The following is a 21321-nucleotide window of genomic DNA, read 5'->3' on the forward strand; positions in this document are numbered from 1 at the left end:
CATTACAATCGGCGTATCAATCACGTGATACGTAGCAGCGAGGCGAAAGCAACAGGCCGTTTAGGTTAACGTGCCGTTTCAGACCACACGGCAAACTCGTTACCGCTCGGTTCTAGAAAATGAAAACGGCAGCCACCAGGAAACTCGAATATTGGGCGGACAATTTCCCCTCCGAATTGAATGACCTTGTCTAACGTAGCTTCAATGTCTGAACTATAAAAAACCAGAAGTGCTCCACCTGTATGAGTCTGACTACAAGAATCGGATTGAAAGAATCCGCCATCTAACCCTTGATTTGAAAAAGCCGTATATTCAGGCCCATAGTCAACAAACTCCCATCCAAACACCGACGAGAAAAATGACTTAGTCAACGCTAACTCTTTTGCGCCAAACTCAACATAATTGAGTTTTTCATGCTGATTCATTTCCCCGCTCCTCATTGATTATCAAAGTATCGACAATGCACACTAACCCTCAATCGTCTTGCGACCGCAGTTTTCACAGATTGTATGGCGAGAAAACTCATCCATTGAGGCTAAAAATGGACCTACAGCCCACCCTTTGATTAAACCCGCGATAAACTCTTTGCGCTTTTGATCTTTTGCGCCTTGAAAAGGACTGGGGTTCCTAATCAAAACCGTAATATGCTTGGACGTAATGTGACAAGCCGTACATGGGTAACTCTCTATCTGGTGCAGCACCACTTTTCCCCGAATACTAACCACTCTACAGGCAGTAACTTGCCCCCTCAATCCAATATCGGACATTGCAGCCCTGACAGTGCGCTATTTTTTCTTTGCGAATCTATCTGTGACGTTATACAGCCAATTGATTGGTGACATGTGAAGCATAAACGAGGCTATCCCCCACTCGACAAACTGTCATTTTTCCTTCGAAATACGTTAAGGTATTGAGAGCGTTAAACAGTTTGGAGAACCGTATGTCCGCACCGAGTTGGGATTTTTCTTTCGTTTATATCAGCCTTCAAGATCCAGCTTTACTTGAAGACATACAAAAAGCAGAGCAACTCATTGCTTCTTTAGGTGAATTATCGTCTGACAATGTCGAGCAGTGTCAGCAGGCACTGACGCGCTTTGATGACATCAAAATCTTACTACTTTCCGCCTCAAACTATGCTGCATGTCTTTCTTCCGTTGATGCCACCAACGCCGAGGCAAAATCCCTTGTGGTGAAAACCGATGTGCTTTTGTCATCCCTCGCTCAAGCCTTTAGCCCGTTTGAAAGCGAGCTAGCGAGTTGTAACGCAGACATTTTCCAGTCGGTAATGCAAGGCAGCGACGAGCATGGCCTGTTTAGCCGTCATCAGTTCCGTTTGGAGCAAATCAGAAAGCAGCGTGTTTACCGATTGTCTGTAGCGGAAGAGCAATTACTGTCTGCAATGCAAGTTGATGGTAAGAATGCTTGGGGTCGCCTTTATGACAACATCACAGGCGATATGAACGTTACCCTTACGCTCGCTGACGGCACGCTGGAAACCATTGGCCTGTCACAAGCGGCAAGTATTCTATATGGCAGTGATGCATCGCGCAGAGAGCCTGCTTGGCGTGCCATATATGAAGGTATGGAAAAGCAGGAAATCACCTTCGCAGCGATTCTTAACGCGCTTGCAGGTAATCGACTGACAGAATACAAAAAGCGCAGTCACACAGAGACTCTCACTTTCCTTCAACCTGCACTGAATGGCAGTCGCATAGAGCAATCAACGCTAGATGCAATGATGCAAACGGCAAGGGAAAGCCAACCTATTTCCCGTGGCGCAGCGCAATCTATGGCGAAGCTATTTAATACCAATGCTCTAACGCCGTGGGATGAATTGGCCGCGATGCCTCCTTTATCCGAGGCGAGCAGTGAAACCCTTTCCTTTGAGGAAGGCATTGCGATCATTAAGCAGGCATTTGGCGAGGTTGACCCAGAAATGGCGGACTTCGTCGATATGATGGTTGAGAACCGACTTATTGATGCAGCACCACAACCAAATAAGGTCATGGGTGCATACTGCACAAAAATCCCGAAAACGCGCACGCCTCTGGTGTTTATGAGTTATGGCGGCAGCATGTCAGATGTGCTGACACTGGCGCATGAGCTTGGCCATGCATTCCATAACTGGGTAATGCGCGATATGCCGTATGTCGAAACCACGTACCCAATGACGCTCGCTGAAACCGCCTCTATCTTCGCTGAAAACGTGGTGCGAGACGCGCTGTTGGCGCGAGCAAAAAGCGACAACGACAAAATGTTGATGCTATGGGAAGAGGCGCAATCTGCCGTGGCTTTGCTGCTCAATATTCCTGTGCGCTTTCAGTTTGAAAAAGCGTTTTACGAGCAACGTGAAAATGGCGAGCTTTCACCGGCGGATTTGAAAGCACTGATGGCGTCAACGTGGAAAGATTGGTACGGCGAGGCGTCGTCCGAGCCAAATGACTTGTTCTGGGCGAGTAAGCTGCATTTCAGCATCGCAGAGATCAGTTTCTACAACTACCCCTACCTGTTTGGGTATCTCTTCAGTACAGGCGTCTACGCGCAGCGACAACACAAAGGTGAACGCTTCTATGAAGACTATAAAGCCTTGTTGCGCGATACAGGACGTATGACAGCTTCAGACGTCGCCGAGAAGCACTTGGGTGTGAATTTGCGTGCCGGGGACTTTTGGGCGCAAAGCGTTGCCATAGTGGGGACACGCATCGAGGCATTCCAAAAACTGGTCGATGACTTTTAACTGATAGATTTTCATGAAAAAAAACGCCGCTCAATGAGCGGCGTTTTCAATGCATGTCAGCAGCAATTAATGCTCGATACCACGAGACTTCAGGAACTCAGCGTAAGTGCCTTTGAAATCAGTGATTTTGCCATCACGAATTTCAAGGATACGGGTTGCCAGTGAGTCTACGAATACGCGGTCGTGAGATACGAAGAACAACGTACCTTTGTATTGCTCTAGCGCGGTGTTCAACGACTCAATAGATTCCATATCCATGTGGTTTGTTGGTTCATCCATCAGCAGCATGTTTGGCTTGTGCATCATAAGCTTACCAAGCAACATACGGCCTTGCTCACCACCGGACAGCACTTTCACAGACTTTTTGATGTCGTCTTGAGAGAACAACATACGGCCAAGGAAGCCACGAACAACTTGCTCGTCTTCGCCTTCTTGACGCCATTGGCTCATCCAATCCATCAGGTTCATGTCTTCTTCGAAGTCATGCGCATGGTCTTGTGCGTAGTAACCGATGTTCGCGTTTTCTGACCACTTGAACATACCAGTACGTGGTTCAAGAACGCCAGCCAGTGTGTTCAACAGAGTCGTTTTACCCACGCCGTTCTCACCGATGATTGCAATGCGCTCGCCAACTTCGAAGATACCGCCGAAACCAGCGAACAGATCGTCTTCAAAGCCTTGGCTCAGGTTTTCAACTTCCAGCGCGTTACGGAACAATTCTTTTGATTGCTCGAAACGAATGAATGGGTTTTGGCGGCTTGACGCTTTCACCTCAGTCAATTGGATCTTATCAATTTGTTTCGCACGAGACGTCGCCTGCTTCGCTTTAGATGCGTTTGCAGAGAAACGTGCTACGAAGGTTTGAAGCTCAGCGATCTGTGCTTTTTTCTTCGCATTGTCAGACAGCAGACGCTCACGCGCTTGTGTCGCTGCTGTCATGTATTCGTCGTAGTTACCAGGGTAAACGCGCAGCTCACCGTAATCCAAGTCAGCCATGTGAGTACATACTGAGTTCAGGAAGTGACGGTCGTGCGAGATGATAATCATGGTGCAGTTACGCTCGTTCAGCGTATCTTCCAACCAACGAATCGCATCGATGTCCAAGTTGTTCGTTGGTTCGTCAAGCAACATGATGTCTGGGTCAGCAAACAGAACCTGTGCCAGAAGCACACGCAGTTTCCAGCCCGGTGCTACCGCGCTCATCAGACCGTAGTGCTGTTCAACCGGAATACCTACTGCCAGCAACAGTTCACCCGCTTTGGACTCTGCCATGTAGCCGTCCATTTCAGCGAATTCAACTTCCAAGTCTGCAACGCGCATGCCGTCGTCTTCGCTCATTTCTGGCAGAGAATAGATACGGTCACGCTCTTGTTTCACTTCCCACAGTTCTTTGTGGCCCATGATAACAGTGTCGATAACGGTGAAGCTTTCGTAAGCAAACTGATCCTGATTCAGCTTGGCAACACGTTCGTTAGGGTCAACGCTGACGTTACCGCTGGTTGGTTCCAGTTCACGGCTCAGGATTTTCATGAAGGTTGACTTACCGCAGCCGTTCGCACCGATTAGGCCGTAACGGTTACCTTCGCCAAACTTGACGCTGATGTTTTCGAAAAGCGGCTTGGCGCCAAATTGCTGTGTGATATTAGCTGTACTAAGCAAGGTGATAATCCTGAACATAGAATGGAAAACGCCGCAAGGGTACAGAGAATACCCTCTTACTTCAAGCAAACTGCGTATTGAGTCACAGACATAACGCCAAATTTATTGCAGCCAGAATGCTATAACACGCCCATTGATCGCCTGTTAACGAGAGAGAATACGCGGGATCATGCCCATTGTTACCCTCTTCAATACCGCCCAAATCACCTTTTACTTGGCGAGGTTGTTAGCAAACCGTTTCCGACCAGTTATGAACAGACGTCGCAATTTAACCTAATCTGTTGAGATATATCGCGAAACTCTATCTACACTTATTCTTCACTGTGAGATGGATTTCATATCCCCTTCTGGGGAAACGGAGTGCTGGGATAATGATGAACAACTATATAAAAGCGGGGCTTTCTTCCCTGCGCCAACACACCAAGTTTATACACGTTATTTTTATGTGTGCCATTGCACTGCCGATGAATGCCAGTGTGTCAGCGTCCCAATTTATCAATTCGGATTCTAACGCTCACCATATTCTGTATATCAACTCCTTCCATCGCGGCTATGGCTGGAGCGACGAGTTGGAAAGTGGATTACGAGAGACATTCGCAACATCAGCAACACCCGTTGAGTTGTCTGTAGTCTATCTCGATAGTCGACGGTTTGATCCAGCTGAAATTAATAATAAAGTGGCTGATATCCTCGCATTAAAAAATGTCTCCAGCACCATCGACCTCGTCGTAACGTCTGATGCTGACGCAATAGCATTTGCGCTAGAGAATCAAAAGACACTATTCCCAACGCAACCCATTGTCTTCAGCTCAATCAATGGACAGTCATCAAGCCAACTACAAGACCGAGCGAATGTAACGGGTATTTCCGAGTACAAAGACTACCTTCAATCGCTTGAACTTGCTTTGTCACTTCATCCGCAAACTCAGGCAATCGCCTTCATTGGCTCCTCAAAAGAATCTTATGACCGAAATGTTTTGGATATCGTCAAAGAAAATGTGACGTCATCTTTAGATGCGCAGTTTGACATCGAATTTTTGATTGATATGTCCGTCGACGAGGTAGATGCAGCATTATCAGAACTACCCGTAAATACAATAGTATTTATGCTCGCCAGTACGCTACCAAAGCAGGAAGGCGGACAATATAGCTCCGCTGAAACAGCACGAATTTTGTCTTCAATTACTCCTCACCCAATCTATACCTATTGGCATTCGCATATTGGTCACGGTGCGTTAGGTGGTCAGATTGTCACAGGTCACAGTCAAGGTAAGGCTGCCGCACTTCTTGCGTTGGAAATACTTGATTCCCCTGAAAAAGCATTGCCTGAATTGCGCCCAGCACCTTCTTCGTTCTTTTTTGACCTTGAAGAGATGAAAAAACGGGATATTGGAGAAGAAGCCCTCCCTACGGGTACACGATTCATTAACTACCAAGCACCTATTTGGCAAGAGTACAAAACAGAAGCACTGACCACGCTTGTTATTATCTTTGGGTTGATTTCTATCGTTTTGGCGTTTTTCCTGCTTACAAAGCGACAAACGGAAACTATCCATCAAATCAGCGATGAAAACATTGAGCTCAATAATGCCCTTGAGCACAACCAAGAAGTGTTGGAGGACGTTACCCACCAATTGGAAGAGATTACTATTGTCGACGAACTCACAGGCCTAATGAATGAGCGACATTTTGCCAATATGCTCGACAAAGAGCTTCGCCGCGCTAGTCGCTATAAGACACCAATTAGCCTTCTTCTTATCTCTTTAGATGATTTCGAAAACTACACAAGAAACTATGGTGAAGAAAAAGCCAATAAGGCAATCGCCCAAATAGGCCATGTGTTCTCAAACACTTGTCAGCGCTCTTCTGATGTATTGGCCTATCTTACACACTCACAGTACGCCATTATTTTGCCGCACACATCAAGGGACAATGCACTTGTTGTGGGTGAAAAACTTCACTCCACGCTTAGAGATACGAATATTCCATTTGTCGCATCAAAGACAGGAGCTCTGACATTGAGTATTGGGCTGGCATCGCTCGAAGGAACCGACGAAAGAGTCAATCCGCAACACATGTTTAATACCAGTGAAGTCTTAAGAGCCAGTGCCGAAAAAGCGGGGGGTAACACCACTAAAGCGGATGTTATTGCCACTAAATGGGGCTCAGATTCTTCAGCGGGTAGTTAACTACCCGCATTTCATAGCGTCGTTTTTTCCACTCACGCCGGAAATACACCATTCATCTCTAGATACTGACATTTATCTCAACTCAGTAGAATCCAAATCCTCATTTGTTATTGTTCGCTCTGTTGGTTGTTTTTCCGAATTTTGTGCGTTGAGCGCTAGGAAAAGCTACTGTGCATCCGAAATACCTTATCGAAAGGCGCACAAGTTTTTTGATGCGCCATTTTTTTCTTTTTAACTGTGGTAATGAAATAGCCAATGCGTGACAGCGTACATAGTTAATTTCTATTTCTTACATTCCCCAGTTGTTTTTTAGCGCATTTTCTCGACCATAATCACAGCCATTCATAATGTATAAAAATAATAAATTCATATAATTGTGGGGGCTAAACTGTGCGTAGGTAGAAAACAATGATTCAAAGTTACCGATATTTAGAACCAGTTCCAGTAATGCTTGTTGTTGCCGTAGGATTCATCATCGCTTACTTTACAGAAACATTTCTAGGCGGCGGCTATCTTTTTCACCTCCTCATCTCCCTTGGATATGGCGGCACATTCCTTTTCTTCAACATTACGTTTCTCAATCAATTCCCAGATTGGTCTCCACGAAGGAGTGTCGTTTTAGCAACCGTCCTTGGCGTGACTATTGGCACGCTAAACATGTTGATTTGGATATACATCAAAAGAGGCGTTTGGCGCTTCGAGTTAGTCACACCTTTTTTAATTGCCACAACCGCAATTGCTTTCTTTGTCGCCTATCTCATAATAAACAGGCAAAGGGCGATGACCGCTGAATCAGAATTAAAAGATATTCAAATTCGGCAAACCGAACAAGAAAAAGCCCTGATCAATAGCCAATTAAGAAATCTTCAAGGGCAAATGGAACCACATTTTCTTTTCAATACGCTTGCCAACATTCAAATATTAATTGATACCGATAAAGATAAAGCAAAGAAGCTTTTAACACGTATCACCGATCTCCTAAGAGCGAGCCTTAAACAACAACGTAAAGACAAAATTACCATCGCGGAGGAAGTAAAGCTGCTTGATAGCTACCTCGCCATTCAGCAAATTCGGTTATCTGAACGCATGGAATACAGCATTGTTTTAGACGATAATGTCTCACCTCAGGCACTTATTCCTCCTTTCCTTATTCAGCCCGCCGTTGAAAATGCGGTTGTACATGGTATTGAGCCGTCCGTGAAAGGTGGACATATTCAAATCAAGTTCTGCATCGTCGAACATCAACTGATGATTGAAATCAGCGACAACGGTATTGGCTTTAATGATGCATCCAAAGGCAACGGGTTAAGCATGAAGAACGTCAAAGAGCGACTGTCTGCGTTATTTGATGGCCGAGGAAAATTGGACCTAATTACTCAAGAGGGTGGCGGCTTTATTACAAGGATGGCAATTCCATGCGCATAATCATCGCGGATGACGAACCATTATTACGTCATCATCTGGGTAAGTTACTGGAAGATATATCGCCAGAACTTCACATTGTCGCCAGTGTTGGCGATGGCACCCAAGCGTTAGAAAAAATCCAATCACTACAGCCAGATGTGGTTTTTCTCGATATTAGAATGCCAGGCCTTGACGGTCTTCAAGTTGCCTCAGCACTTAACAAGCAGAACATACAGACCAATATTGTTTTTGTGACCGCTTATGATGACCATGCGATTGAGGCCTTTGAAGAGGGGGCCATTGATTACTTGGTCAAGCCCATCGATGAAACTCGACTATTAAAGACAACGAAACGTTTGCAGTCAGCCCAACACCGCTCTACCCCTAACGACGATTTACTCGACCTAATTCGCCAAACGCAATCCCCACAATTTGATTCGCTAACTTGGCTTAGGGTTGCAAAGGGAGAAGATATCCATCTGATACATGTTGATGAGGTCGTGCTTTTTAAGGCTGAAGACAAGTACGTCACTGTCGTAACAGATGACGCCGAATATATCATTCGCACCCCCTTGCGCCTCCTCGCTCAACAGCTTTGCGGCAACACTTTCTGGCAAATTCACCGCTCTGTTATCGTTCGCGTCTCTGCAATATCACGGGTTTCAAAAGACGATATGGGAAAAATGTTTGTTGAAACAGTAGCAGGAAATACTCGTCTGCCTGTCAGCCGCAGTGCGCATTCGCTTTTCAAACAGATGTGACCAGTTGACTAGATGACGGCCTCTTCTCGCTGCTAAATAACTGGTCTTCGAATTTTTCCATTTATCTCGCTATTCAGCAGTTCGTCTCAATACCCTGTACACAAATTGCAATATTAGTAAAGTAGCATCCGAACTCGTCAAAGCTAACTTGCAAAGCCGGAGAGAAATATCATGCGCGCTACTGACAAAACGCTGTACACCGCGATGGGAGCCATAACGCTTCTTTTCGTGAGCATTTTATCAGTAAACTTTCAAAGTGCTTATGCCAGCCCAGTTGGTATGACATTGCAAGATAGTTACGCCGAAGCCGCCTATGGTGATACAGGTTCAAATGATCAAGTATTGAAAGCGGTGGAAAATTTGTTACTTCAATACCCAAAAGATCCGCTGCTAACCGCTTACTATGGCAGCACATTGGCCATTAAAGCACGAGACTCATGGGCACCTTGGAATCGCAGCAAATATACGAAAGAAGGGCTCAATTATCTAAATAAAGCCCTGCGGTTGTTAGATGAAGACAGTTATTCAAAACCCTACTCTGGCCTTAACGAAGGATTATTCATCCAGTCGCTTGCCGCCATTACCTTTGTAAGTATGCCTGATTTTCTTCAACAAGAAGAAAAGGGATACGATATGCTGCAAGGCATCTTGGATTCTGAGAACTTTCAATATTACCCATTTGAGCCAAGAGCTTGGATACACCGAGCGGCAGTTAAAGCCGCCCTTAGTAAAGGCGATAAACAACAAGCTCTAGAATGGGCAATAGAAATGTACCGCCTTGCTCCCACTCACCCGTACACACTCGAAGCAATGGAGCTTGTTGAAGCATAGATTTACACTGATACGTCCACATGATGCGCCAGAGCACCTTCGCTTGCTGCCCTTGGATGAATAGTGTTGAAATGATGGACGTTATCAGTTTCCTTCTGTGGGAGTTCAAATCACCAACGGAAACGCCTTACACTTACACCTAATCATCAAAACCACGAAAAATCAGACACCCTAGCTATAAAAAACACCACCTTAAAGCAACTTTCATACGTTCTTAGCGGTCTACGTAATTACCACGTACTTCTTGTGGCGACTTCCAGAGCGTCAAATGAAAGGTAAATCTTATGCGAAAGTTCATCCTCCTATTTCTCGCGGTTGTTTTGGCTGGGTGTGCCAACAATGTCTATACCGATTTAAATCAACAGTATCCATTTTCTCAAATCAAAACTTATGACGTATCCCTTCCTCCTTCTTCAAAACCAATCTCTCTCGACGATGAGCGGGTTAAAAACGCATTAATTCAGTCGATTGAAGCCAGAGGGCTTACTGAGACCACAAGTAATCCAAATGTGATATTTAGATACTATATTGCGACTAAAACAGAGCAAATCGCTTATGGGCCATCTTTTAGCTTCGGTTATGGATACCGCAATTTTGGCTTCGGCTACGACACTCCGGTAAGAATTGATGAGCGAGACTATGGTCAACTTGTCATTGAAATGATTGATCCTAAAAACAATACTGTTATTTGGAAGTCCGTTTCTAGGCAAAAGCTGACCGAAAACATGTCAAGTACCAAAAAGCAGCAACTGATCATCGAACAAGTGGGTGACATGATAAAAACCCTGCCTAAATCCTTAGGTAGCAGCCAAGATAACCCATAATTAACGTCAATTAGCCTAAATTTTGTATCCTAGCTGCCATTTATCTTAATCATTACCAGTAAATTGGCAGCTCTTTTCACACCAGACTGCCAAAATTGACGAAAAAGGACATTTGTCCTTTTTTCGCAACAGGAAAACATCTCTTTTCGCGAACCTAAGCCTCAAGCCTTCGATTCAAGAAGAATTTCAACAATAAATCTAAAGACGTAACCGATTACACCGCCATTTACTGAAACTATAACCGTAGAAACTAAAATTTATTTTTAATTAAAAACAAATACATATATAGCATTACCTCTATAGATCTTAGAAAATCATCATTTCTCAATTGACTTCACACTTTTAGTCGATAGAATACCGCGCCGTTTACCTAGCACTTACGTTTGCGTAAGTGAATCAGTCTTTTCTTTAAGGGTGTAAAATGGCAGCGGATAATAACTACAGCTTGGGACCGGTTCCTCAATCAGCGCGCAAAGGCGTTCTCTCACTCACCATGGTGATGCTGGGATTGACGTTTTTTTCAGCGAGCATGTGGACGGGAGGAACCCTTGGCACTGGCCTTTCATTTGATGACTTCTTCCTCGCTGTTCTTATTGGTAATCTTCTCCTCGGTATTTACACTTCTGTTCTCGGTTATATTGGTGCCTCATCTGGCCTTTCTACTCACCTTCTAGCGCGCTTCTCTTTCGGTATTAAAGGCTCCTGGCTTCCATCTCTTCTTCTCGGCGGTACACAAGTTGGCTGGTTTGGTGTTGGCGTTGCAATGTTTGCCTTCCCTGTACACAAAGCCACAGGCATTGACACCAATATCCTTATCGCTGTCGCTGGCCTTGCAATGACTGCCACCGTTTACTTCGGTATGGCCGCCCTCATGATTCTTTCCGCTATCGCAGTGCCTGCTATTGCCCTTCTTGGCGGTTTCTCTGTGATTGAAGCCATTGACAGTGTTGGCGGTCTTGAACAACTCCAGTTGATTTCTCCTGAAAACCCAATGAATTTCTCAACCGCGCTGGTACTGGTTGTTGGCTCGTTCATCTCCGCAGGTACATTAACTGCTGACTTTGTTCGCTTCGGCAAGAGCGCGCGCGGTGCAGTTGTCGTCACCATGGTTGCCTTCTTCATTGGTAACAGCTTGATGTTTATCTTCGGAGCTGCGGGCGCAGCAGCAACGGGGCTGTCTGATATCTCTGATGTGATGATGGCACAAGGTCTGCTTATTCCAGCCATCATCGTCTTGGGCTTGAACATCTGGACAACCAACGACAACGCGCTGTATGCATCAGGTCTTGGATTTTCAAACATCACTGGCTTACCAAGTAAGTACCTATCAGTCATCAACGGCATTATCGGTACGCTATGTGCACTGTGGCTATACAACAACTTTGTTGGCTGGCTGACATTCCTGTCTGCTGCGATTCCGCCAATCGGTGGTATCATCATCGCCGACTTTATTAAGCATCGTGAGCGTTACAAAGACTTCACGAACGCTACGTTCAAAACCGTAAACTGGGCAGCCATTGGTGGTGTCGCGGTAGGTGTTGCAGCCGGTCATTTGCTGCCAGGTATCGTGCCTATCAACGCCGTACTCGGCGGTGCACTCAGCTACCTGGTTTTGGACATGCTAAACACAAATAAGAACACTGAATCGGCTCGCGCCTAAGAGGAATACCTTAATGTCAGCAACCATGCTCATTAAAAACGTTGTCATTCGCGGTGAAACTGCACCTTCTCAAATCTTGATTGAGAATGGTCTCATCAAAGCAATCGAAGACAACAACGCTGAGTTGAAAACAGACGCACAAATTATCGACGCCGAAGGCGGTATGGCATTGCCACCTTTCTGTGAGCCACACATCCATTTGGACACCACGCAAACTGCGGGCGAACCAAGCTGGAATATCTCTGGCACCTTGTTTGAAGGTATTGAGCGCTGGGCTGAACGCAAAGCAATGCTGTCAGTGGAAGACGTGAAAAAGCGCGCCAAGCAAACGCTAAAATGGCAAATCGCGAACGGTGTTCAACATGTTCGTACCCACGTTGATGTTTCTGACCCTACTCTGATTGCACTGAAAGCCATGCTGGAAGTGAAAGAAGAGATGAAAGAGTGGGTCGACATTCAAATCGTTGCGTTCCCACAAGAAGGCATTCTTTCTTACCCTAACGGCAAAGAGTTACTGGAAGAAGCGGTGAAACTGGGCGCAGATGTTGTTGGTGCGATTCCTCACTTCGAATTCACACGTGAGTATGGTGTGGAATCTCTGCATTACGCGTTCGAATTGGCACGCAAATACGACCGTCTGATCGACGTTCACTGTGATGAAATCGACGACGAACAATCACGTTTCGTGGAAACTGTCGCGGCACTCGCGCACAAATACGAAATGGGTCACAAGGTCACCGCCAGCCACACGACTGCGATGCACTCCTACAACGGTGCTTATGCGTCTCGCTTGTTCCGTTTGCTGCGCATGTCAGGTATCAGCTTTGTTGCCAACCCATTGGTGAACATTCACCTTCAAGGCCGTTTTGATGACTATCCGAAACGTCGTGGTATCACCCGCGTGAAGGAAATGCTGGCATCGGACATCAACGTTTGTTTCGGTCATGACGATGTGTTCGACCCATGGTATCCACTGGGTACAGCGAATATGCTGCAAGTTCTGCACATGGGTCTGCATGTTTGCCAAATCATGGGTTACGACCAGTTGAACTCATCACTGGATCTGATCAGCCACAAGTCAGCACGTACCTTGAATATTCAAGACAACTACGGTGTGGAAGTCGGCAAGCCGGGTAACCTGCTTATCCTTCCAGCGGAAAACGACTTTGACGCTCTGCGCCGTCAAGTGCCTGTTCGTTACTCGATCCGTAACGGCAAAGTGATTGCAGAAACACAACCTGCGCAAACATCACTGCATCTTGAAACAACCGAGAACGTAACGTTTAAGCGTTAATTCTGATTTGGTGTATTACTCCCAAAAGCCCTGCTCATTTGAGCGGGGCTTTTTATTCCTTCGCGAAACACTGAGTTAATTCAATTCATCGAAACCGTTGACGGTTAATGGCGCACCGCCATTTTGCGCATCTTGGGCAATCGCCCCGTAGAGTTTTCCACCTTCAAAGGTAACGTTCAGAGGGCCAATTGCGACCGTTTTGCTGCCCGCAGGCGTCACTGAAACTACCGCAGAGCCTGGCGCAATCGCCACTCCGGTGACAGACTGTTTGTATTCAAACCCAGCGATTGCAGGCGTAGCTGAAGAGATATCGGTGGTTGGCGTCACATACACATCGACCGTACCCGCGGACACAGAGCCATGTACCAAAGACAGTTTTGCTTCTGTCGCGACTTTCCTTCTGTCTTCTTCAACGGCTAACAATTCAATATCGAATGCATCGCTGTTATCAACGGAGCCTAACGCAATGGCATTGTAGAAAACACCCTTGTCGATACTCACTGCTTTGTTTTGTATAACAGGTTGGTTATTACTCTGCACTGAAACTGTGACCGTTTGTTCTCCCTCAGGCAATATCACAAAATCAGTTTCATTAAGATAGACAAGACCCGTCACCGCAGGCGTCGCTGAGTTATTCAACGTCACGTTCACAGCAGGTGCATCTGCCACTGCATGCACGACACGCACGTCACCACCCGTTCCTTGGTCAAGGATGACAGATGCGCCTGTCCCTGATGCGGCAAGTAACGCAACGGGAGCACGACTGTTGCCAGCATATACATTGGGAATAGCAACAAATAGAGAGTCTGAGCCGGATGCTAATGTTGCAGTTCCACTGTCATAGACCACCGTTTGCGAACCTGCTGGAGTAATACGGATTTGATAGTCACCAGCAGGCACAGAAATTTGGTCACTAAATTGGCGGTAGCTGAGCGTAGAAGCTGGGTTGACAAGTGACCCTCCGGGCGCAGTGACATAGACATCCACCTTGGGCGCGGCAGGTGTACCATGCAACACCTGAACGCGGGCATATCCACTTGCAACCGGTTCATCGGCGTTTTCTAAGACCACAATTTCTAGCGTGCTGTCCGCGACACTGCCAACAGCAACCGCGGAATAGTTTTTCTCTGCCCCTAATGTATAGTTCTCCTGCAATACCGTGGATGTTTTATTCTCTGGAAGCACCGCGTTGACGTCGACCGCATAAGATTGTGCGTTGACTGTCGCGAAGCCACTGCTTTTTCCGTAATCTAGCCCACTAACAAGCTCAGTGCCGTTTGCTGCCACATTCACTTTCGGCGCATCCGAGCCTGCGTGAATCACTCTCAATTTCGCCTGTGTGTGCGGAGTATTGCTACTTTCTCCGCCGCCACATCCGACTAAAGCTAAACCCAAAACCACCAGCACCGTTGAATACAATTTCTTCATGTCAATTACCTCTTTTTGTTTAACAGAGGCTTGAAAGTACCGGCGTCAACTGAAGTTCGATCATGGGGTAAATAACGGGAAACAATCTGGTATTTTTTTAGTCAAATGTTTATTCAAGGACATAGTTACGGGCCGAGTGATCTTTTCAGTTTATTAACCCTTCATTGTATCTCTCTGATTAATCGCTGTTTCCTCAGGAACTATAAAGATAACGATGAAAAAACGTCCGAAATAGACCGTATATGTCATGAAACGTTAATATTGACTTTTCTTGAATTTGAGAGGCTAACTGCAAAAAAAGTCATTGAAATCTGTGAGTAATACGCCAATTCCCCATATACGCACTGTACATAATTCCGTCATACGAATTTAATTGCATAAATCTCATTTTTAGGGAGTTCGCGATGTTGCCACAGATAATTCTTCTCAATGGCACAGGTAGCGCAGGAAAAACGAGTCTTGCAAAAGAACTGATTGAAATGCTTAACGTTCAGTATTTGAACTTCAGCATTGATAGTGTGCTTTATTCACTCCCAAACTCTGATCTTCAAAAAATGCAGGAAGGTAAAGCGATCACTCGTGAAGGTTACCACTATCCAACGCTCGTCGAAGGCTATCATCAAGCTGCCAAAGGCCTTGCCAATGCGGGTTGTAACCTCATCTTGGACAACGCCTGGAGTACTGATAAAGAAAAGCTAGATATCCTAAATACACTCAAAGACTTTGAGGTATGTCTAGTCGGCGTTAAGTGCCACCTTCTTGTCGCTGCACTCAGGGAGAAAGAACGCGGTGACAGAGCACTTGGGTTAGCAGAAAGTGAGTACAATCTCGTCCATCAAAACCTTCGTTATGACATTGAGATAGATACCACTCAGCTAACCCCCACTGCAGTTGCTAAACAACTACTGACTTATTTAAAAGGCCAGCCATCTTTAACCGGTGCAAAAGAGAGCCACGCTATACTCAATGTTCTCTCTCGGGCAACTGTCGCCTAATCCATCGGTTTGCACTGAAAGGTAGCATGAGCAGAAGAAGATAAAACATGCTGCCGCCTCCGCCACCAGAGGCTGTTGCTTCGTCAGATGACGAGGAACTGTTCATCGATAACGTCGCACCTTCAAACGCCTGAGCACCGTATATCATCACGTAGTAAACACCTTCTGATAAGTTCGTCAGAGAACACGCTTCTTGATTAGACGACGAGATAGAGCGACAGTCATATATGGCAGTCGTTGGAGCTTGCCCTGCCCTCACATACAAGTCTGCGTCTCCTAGCCCTCCAGACAGCACGATAGTGATGTTATCGCTATTGAGCGGTGCGGCCGACAAGGTAGATACATTTCCGCTAGAGAGAACGCCAGCACTCGTCACTGTAAATGAATAATAGATCGCCTCTCCCGCATTTCCTTGTAGGTTAGAGGCGGGTGTTGAAGGGTCAATTGGATCCGCGCGGTCTTCTGGTTGCTGGCTATCTTCCGGCTCCAAAGACAGCGTGATTGAAGTATTTGAAAAAGACGAATAACCATGGAGCATGACATAAAATACGTCGCCCGGAGAACCCGATGCTGTGCAGGTTTCTTCATTGCCCCAATAATACGGGCGGCAATCATATTCTGTTAGAGTTGGGGTGGCCCCTTTTCTGATATACAAATCAGCATCACCGGTGCCGCCTGATAACGCGACACGGAGATTTTTACCACTGTCTGGAATTGCAAAACGGTAAAACAGTGTGTCACCTCTTGCTCCAGATAAACCCGAGACTGTCTGCCCAACACTAATCTCTTGTGGCGGAGCTTCAACAAGGTCCATCTGTATGGTTGCGCCGCTATAATCAGACTCTGCAATCAGCAGCACATTGTATTCTCCGCTGCCTTGGAAGGTCACATCACAATATTCGTCGTTGTTGTTTCCGGTCGACGCGCAGTCGTAGTCTGACGTTGTCGGCCAGCCATTAAATTTCAGATATAAGTCAGCATTTCCTGTGCCACCAGAAAGCGTGATGCTTGCTGAGTCTGTATTCGCAGGCAGTCCAAAATAAAAATACGATTCATTTGTCGCGCTATCACTGAGGTTCGAAACCGGAACCCCACTCGTCAGCTCTGTCGCATCGAGGCAAGCGTAAACCCCAACCTGACTGAACGCGTTTATCACGTCTGTTGTGTTATAACCCAAGTCACCCGCAGCCTGAACAACGCCGCACCCGCCGTCATCAAAGTTGGAGTCTGCCTGCCAATATAATTTGTTCGCGAAGGCGAAAGACTCAAAGGCTTTTTTGACATCCCACCCTGCAGTATTCGCCAGTAAGTAGAAGGCGCGATTGAACACGCCACTCGAATAGTGGACATCCATTCCACTGTAGTACTGACTAGCATGATTTATTGAGATGCCATCATCGGAAGGCGTCTCAAAGTAGCGCAATGCACCGCTATTTTTGTAAATATCTCGACCGACCTGCCAATCAACCGAGCCTTTCCAGTAAAACTCAGCCGCTTCACCCGCAATATCAGAAAACGCTTCGTTAATGCCGCCGGACATCCCTGAATAAATAAGATCCGAGTTTTGGTCGGTAAACCCATGGCTCACTTCGTGCGCGGAAACATTCACATCCACCAAGGGATAGAAACGGCTGTACCCATCACCAAACGTCATTGAGGAACCATTCCAGAACGCGTTTTCATAGTTGCTGCCGTAATGCACACGCATGACGAGTTGGAAAGAAAGCGGAGAAAGATCCAGCCAATCCTTGTACATATCAAACACAAGCTGGCCAAAGAAGTGGGCATCATTCAGCGGAGAATATGCACCATTAATGGTTTTGAACGTGTTTGTATTACTGCTGTCGCTGCAACCATAAGAAAACGCTGTCGACCCCGACGTCCCGTGGGCCAAATTGACTGTTTTAACATTGGCGGTTTCTAACGTACATGTTGACCCTGTTTTGTCTATGGTGAACGCAGAATAGTCGGTCCCATAGTTGTATTGACCTGTCTTTTCGTTGCCTCCGGGTCCACGACCCAAATCCTCAATATTTGTTAAACCTTCCCAGATTTTTAAAATCTCACCGGTTTTCGCATCCACCAGCGCGTGAGGCCGAGTAGGTTTTTTAGACGGTAGGAAAAAGCTAACTTCATAAACCAACTTTGCTTCACCGTTAACATCCAGCCAAACATATAGCGTGCTTTCCTCATTCTCCGGTTCAACAATATCTGCAATTGGCACACCAAAGTGATACTGAGCTTTAAGGCGTTGTAGTGCTCCTTGCGTACTGATCGAGGGAGAAATAGAAGGAACAACACTGCTCAATCCAACCACTCGCTTGCCATAAACCTCTTTGATTTGGCCATTCGTGGTGCTTGAAACGGCAAAGCCCTTACGCACCGGCACGCCATCATAGAATTGTCGATACTTAGTTTTCACTTTGCCATTAGGGAGAGACACCGTTTCGACAGGAACAAAGCCGTTGACCTTGCTGTTTGAGCTTAACGCTGCCCTTACGGGAGATTGAGACAGAATCGATGCATCATTGAAGGGCTCTACATCTACTGCATGTACCTGATTTATTATTACTACTGACGCAAACATGACTCCGATGCTCGCTTTACCAAGGCTTCCCATGCCCCCTCCTAATCACTCTTACTACGCATTAATGAAACTCCTGTCTCATTTATAAAAGCGTGGCAGTAGTTATAGAATTGTTAAAGTGACCATGGTTTTTTTTCGAGATTATGACTCACAAAAGAGAAGCCCATCATCTTACGAATGTAAGCACACTGGATATTCATTTCTACACTAACGACTTTTAGAGCAAAGTGTCCCGCTCGCTTACAAAGGACCCAGCGAAAAGAAATATGCCTTATGAATGAATGCGTTCAAAACACACTAAAGAATCAATGTGTGGGCTATTGTTTTACTAATTACGTTCTTTTCGCCTTGCGAGACGCAACGTTAAACTTTACTGTACTTAGCATATTATCTATGCGTTATGGTGATGTTTAGGCATTTAGACCTATCACTTCATTTTTGTAACCATGAACAACTAAGTTTTCCAAAAGCAAACAGGATTGAGTAGTGGAGCATCTTGGACCAATCATCGTGTTCTTTAGCGAACACAAATTTCTTTTCACCCTTGTCGTTCTCTCAATATTCTGGGTAATTCGACGGATATTGATCAAATGGATATGGGGCGACGCCAACTTCCTCAGTGAAGATCAGCGTAAGTGGATTTCCAGAACCAAAAACGGCACCTTTACCCTTTTTCTCATTGTCCTTTTTATACTCTGGCGCTCTGAAGTCAACGAATTTGCATTGTCATTAACCGCAATTGCAGTAGCTGTCGTCGTCGCATCCAAAGAAATCATCCTTTGCTTTACAGGCTCCATTCAGCGCGCAAGTTCGCGTTCATTTCAAATTGGGGAGTGGATTGAGGTCGGTAATCTTTGTGGTGAGGTGATCGAACACAATCTTATGGCGACCAAGATCCAAGAAATCGATCTGCACCATGGTACTTATGCGTATACAGGGAAAACAGTGACGTTTCCAAACAGCCTGTTTTTTACAACCCCCGTGAAAAATCTCAATTTCATGAAGCGTTACGTCTATCATGAGTTTCACATTACGGTCAAAGAAACCGCTAATCTCTATCCCTTGGTACCTAGCTTACTTGCGAGAATCGATGACCACTGTGAAGACTTCTACGAGGTGGCAACACGCTATAACCATGTGATAGAGCGCCATGCTGGTGTCGATCTTCCGGGTGCAGATCCGCATATTCATGTTACTTCAACCAGCTTGGGGGACCCCCAAGTCCACGTGCGTTTATTCTGCCCAACAGAGCGAGCAACCGATCTGGAACAGCTAATCCGCGAGGATTTCATGACCCTATACTGTGAGCGTATATTGAAACAAGATCCCATCGCCATCGCCGATGACGACCTCCTATCTGAATTGGAATCTAAAGCGCTACACTGCTGATATGCGCCTTCATGCAAAGGGTGTCTGATTTCAATGACACCCTCTTTAAAACACCGCCTACATTTCTTAACGCAACAACCTCCTCAAAGTAAAAATTTCATCTTCCACTTTCATAAAAGTACTTTTCTTTACCGTTTTCGTTCACCTTTGCCTTTTTTTGTACTTTCATTGTTGCATGAATGTTAACGAAAAGCCGTTACACATCATCCGACAGTGAGGAATTAATAATGTTGTCAAAAAGGAAAACGCTTACAGCTCTTGCTACTTGGTGCACTGCACTATCACTGCCTACCTTTGCCGCGACGGAACTAACCATTGCAACGGTAAATAATGGTCACATGATCGAAATGCAAAAGCTGAGTGAAGAGTTCGAAAAGCAGAACCCTGATATCAAGTTAAATTGGGTAACGCTGGAAGAAGGCGTACTTCGTCAGCGTGTTACCACTGACATCGCGACCAAAGGTGGTCAATTTGATGTCATGACAATCGGAATGTACGAAACCCCGATTTGGGGCGAGAAAGGTTGGTTGAAAGAAGTTGAGACTGACGAAGCGTATGACGTTGATGACCTCCTTCCGGCGATGCGAGCTGGCCTTTCTTATGACGACAAACTTTACGCCGTCCCTTTTTACGGTGAGAGTTCAATGGTGATGTACCGTAAAGACTTGGTGGATAAAGCAGGAATGACGGTACCAGACCGCGCAACGTGGGGACATATTCGTGATGTTGCCGCTGCCATTCACGACCCAGATAACGGGGTATATGGCATTTGTTTACGCGGAAAGCCAGGCTGGGGTGACAACGCAGCCTACATCACCACAATGGCAAACTCATTTGGTGCGCGTTGGTTTGATGAAGATTGGAAACCTCAGCTAAACACGCCAGAGTGGCAACACGCAGTAAGCTTCTATGTAGACCTTTTGAAAAACTACGGCCCTCCAGGCTCTAGCTCGAATAGCTTTAACGAAATTCTCGCTCTGTTCAACGAAGGGAAATGCGGCATGTGGATTGATGCCACGATTGCAGCATCGTTCATCTCTGATCCTAATCAAAGTAAAGTGGCTGATAAAGTAGCCTTCGCACAAGCCCCCGTCGCCGTGACTGATCGTGGAGCTAACTGGCTTTGGGCATGGGCACTAGCGGTACCTGCTGCAACCAAAAACGCAGAAGAAGCTCAAAAATTCATTACTTGGGCAACATCGAAGGATTACATCAATCTCGTTGCCAAAGAAAATGGCTGGGCGAATGTACCGACGGGCACCCGTCAATCAACTTATGACAATCCAAACTTCCAAGAAGCCGCTGTTTTTGCTGAAGCAGAATTGGCAGCGATCAACTCCGCTGACCCAGCAAACAGCACCTTGAAGCCAACCCCTTATGTGGGTGTTCAGTTCGCAGCTATCCCTGAGTTCCAAGCAATTGGTATCGCGGCTGGACAGCAATTTACATCGGCACTTGCAGGGAAGGTTTCGGTGGAAGATGCACTGAAAAACGCCAACAAGTCTGCTGACCGAGAAATGCGCAAATCAGGCTACTACAAGTAACCATCTCATTGCCGGGCGG

At 46.0% G+C, this 21321-nt stretch carries 16 protein-coding genes; 11 read left to right on the top strand and 5 right to left on the bottom strand.

All coding sequences use genetic code 11. From position 1 onward, the window contains the following. Positions 1-65: 65 nt before the first annotated feature. Both LRP49_RS02560 and LRP49_RS02565 read right to left on the bottom strand, forming a co-directional pair. Entirely contained in the window at positions 66-425 is a 360-nt protein-coding gene (locus LRP49_RS02560; protein WP_274139980.1) for a VOC family protein, read from the bottom strand. 42 nt (positions 426-467) lie between these two features. Next, positions 468-701, bottom strand: a complete 234-nt coding sequence (locus LRP49_RS02565) for a hypothetical protein (RefSeq protein ID WP_274140095.1) — start codon at positions 699-701, stop codon at positions 468-470. 239 nt (positions 702-940) lie between these two features. Between LRP49_RS02565 and LRP49_RS02570 the strand changes: the two genes are divergently transcribed. Further along, the gene (locus tag LRP49_RS02570) at positions 941-2737 is read left to right on the top strand and encodes a M3 family oligoendopeptidase (RefSeq protein WP_274139981.1); all 1797 of its coding nucleotides are present in this window, start codon (positions 941-943) and stop codon (positions 2735-2737) included. Between the two features lie 66 nt (positions 2738-2803). On the opposite strand, the gene LRP49_RS02575 is transcribed toward LRP49_RS02570, so the two are convergent. Next, positions 2804-4396 carry an ABC-F family ATPase gene (locus LRP49_RS02575; RefSeq protein ID WP_274139982.1) on the bottom strand — a complete coding sequence of 531 codons (1593 nt, stop codon included), beginning with the start codon at positions 4394-4396 and terminating at the stop codon, positions 2804-2806. Between the two features lie 371 nt (positions 4397-4767). Here LRP49_RS02575 and LRP49_RS02580 point away from each other — a divergent pair, with 371 nt between their 5' ends. From LRP49_RS02580 to LRP49_RS02610, 7 genes are all read left to right on the top strand, one after another. Then, positions 4768-6585 carry an ABC transporter substrate binding protein gene (locus tag LRP49_RS02580; protein ID WP_274139983.1) on the top strand — a complete coding sequence of 606 codons (1818 nt, stop codon included), beginning with the start codon at positions 4768-4770 and terminating at the stop codon, positions 6583-6585. Positions 6586-6993: 408 nt separating this feature from the next. Beyond that, entirely contained in the window at positions 6994-8010 is a 1017-nt protein-coding gene (locus tag LRP49_RS02585; RefSeq protein WP_274139984.1) for a sensor histidine kinase, read from the top strand. Further along, the gene (locus LRP49_RS02590; RefSeq protein WP_274139985.1) at positions 8001-8750 is read left to right on the top strand and encodes a LytR/AlgR family response regulator transcription factor; all 750 of its coding nucleotides are present in this window, start codon (positions 8001-8003) and stop codon (positions 8748-8750) included. The genes LRP49_RS02585 and LRP49_RS02590 overlap by 10 nt, the downstream gene beginning before the upstream one ends. Positions 8751-8921: 171 nt before the next feature. Further along, entirely contained in the window at positions 8922-9581 is a 660-nt protein-coding gene (locus tag LRP49_RS02595; RefSeq protein WP_274139986.1) for a RuvC family protein, read from the top strand. Positions 9582-9865: 284 nt separating this feature from the next. Further along, entirely contained in the window at positions 9866-10405 is a 540-nt protein-coding gene (locus LRP49_RS02600; RefSeq protein WP_274139988.1) for a DUF4136 domain-containing protein, read from the top strand. A gap of 421 nt (positions 10406-10826) precedes the next feature. Next, positions 10827-12065: a cytosine permease gene (codB, locus tag LRP49_RS02605; protein ID WP_274139989.1), complete on the top strand. Its 1239-nt coding sequence runs from the start codon at positions 10827-10829 to the stop codon at positions 12063-12065. Between the two features lie 13 nt (positions 12066-12078). Next, a complete protein-coding gene (locus tag LRP49_RS02610) occupies positions 12079-13359 on the top strand; it encodes a cytosine deaminase (protein WP_274139991.1) in 1281 nt (426 codons plus the stop codon). A gap of 75 nt (positions 13360-13434) precedes the next feature. On the opposite strand, the gene LRP49_RS02615 is transcribed toward LRP49_RS02610, so the two are convergent. Further along, entirely contained in the window at positions 13435-14787 is a 1353-nt protein-coding gene (locus tag LRP49_RS02615) for a DUF4397 domain-containing protein (RefSeq protein ID WP_274139993.1), read from the bottom strand. Positions 14788-15191: 404 nt separating this feature from the next. Here LRP49_RS02615 and LRP49_RS02620 point away from each other — a divergent pair, with 404 nt between their 5' ends. After that, positions 15192-15782: a chloramphenicol phosphotransferase CPT family protein gene (locus LRP49_RS02620; protein ID WP_274139995.1), complete on the top strand. Its 591-nt coding sequence runs from the start codon at positions 15192-15194 to the stop codon at positions 15780-15782. On the opposite strand, the gene LRP49_RS02625 is transcribed toward LRP49_RS02620, so the two are convergent. Next, on the bottom strand, positions 15751-18369 hold the full coding sequence (locus tag LRP49_RS02625) for a M4 family metallopeptidase (RefSeq protein ID WP_420791518.1): 2619 nt from the start codon (positions 18367-18369) through the stop codon (positions 15751-15753). The genes LRP49_RS02620 and LRP49_RS02625 overlap by 32 nt on opposite strands. A 486-nt stretch (positions 18370-18855) precedes the next feature. Between LRP49_RS02625 and LRP49_RS02630 the strand changes: the two genes are divergently transcribed. Then, positions 18856-19758, top strand: coding sequence for a mechanosensitive ion channel family protein (locus LRP49_RS02630; RefSeq protein WP_274139999.1), 903 nt, complete (start codon positions 18856-18858; stop codon positions 19756-19758). Between the two features lie 227 nt (positions 19759-19985). Further along, positions 19986-21302 (top strand): ABC transporter substrate-binding protein, encoded by a 1317-nt coding sequence (locus LRP49_RS02635; RefSeq protein WP_274140001.1) that lies wholly within the window; start codon positions 19986-19988, stop codon positions 21300-21302. The last annotated feature ends 19 nt before the right edge of the window (positions 21303-21321 follow it).

The organism is Enterovibrio qingdaonensis, assembly GCF_028683135.1.
Classification (GTDB): domain Bacteria; phylum Pseudomonadota; class Gammaproteobacteria; order Enterobacterales; family Vibrionaceae; genus Enterovibrio; species Enterovibrio qingdaonensis.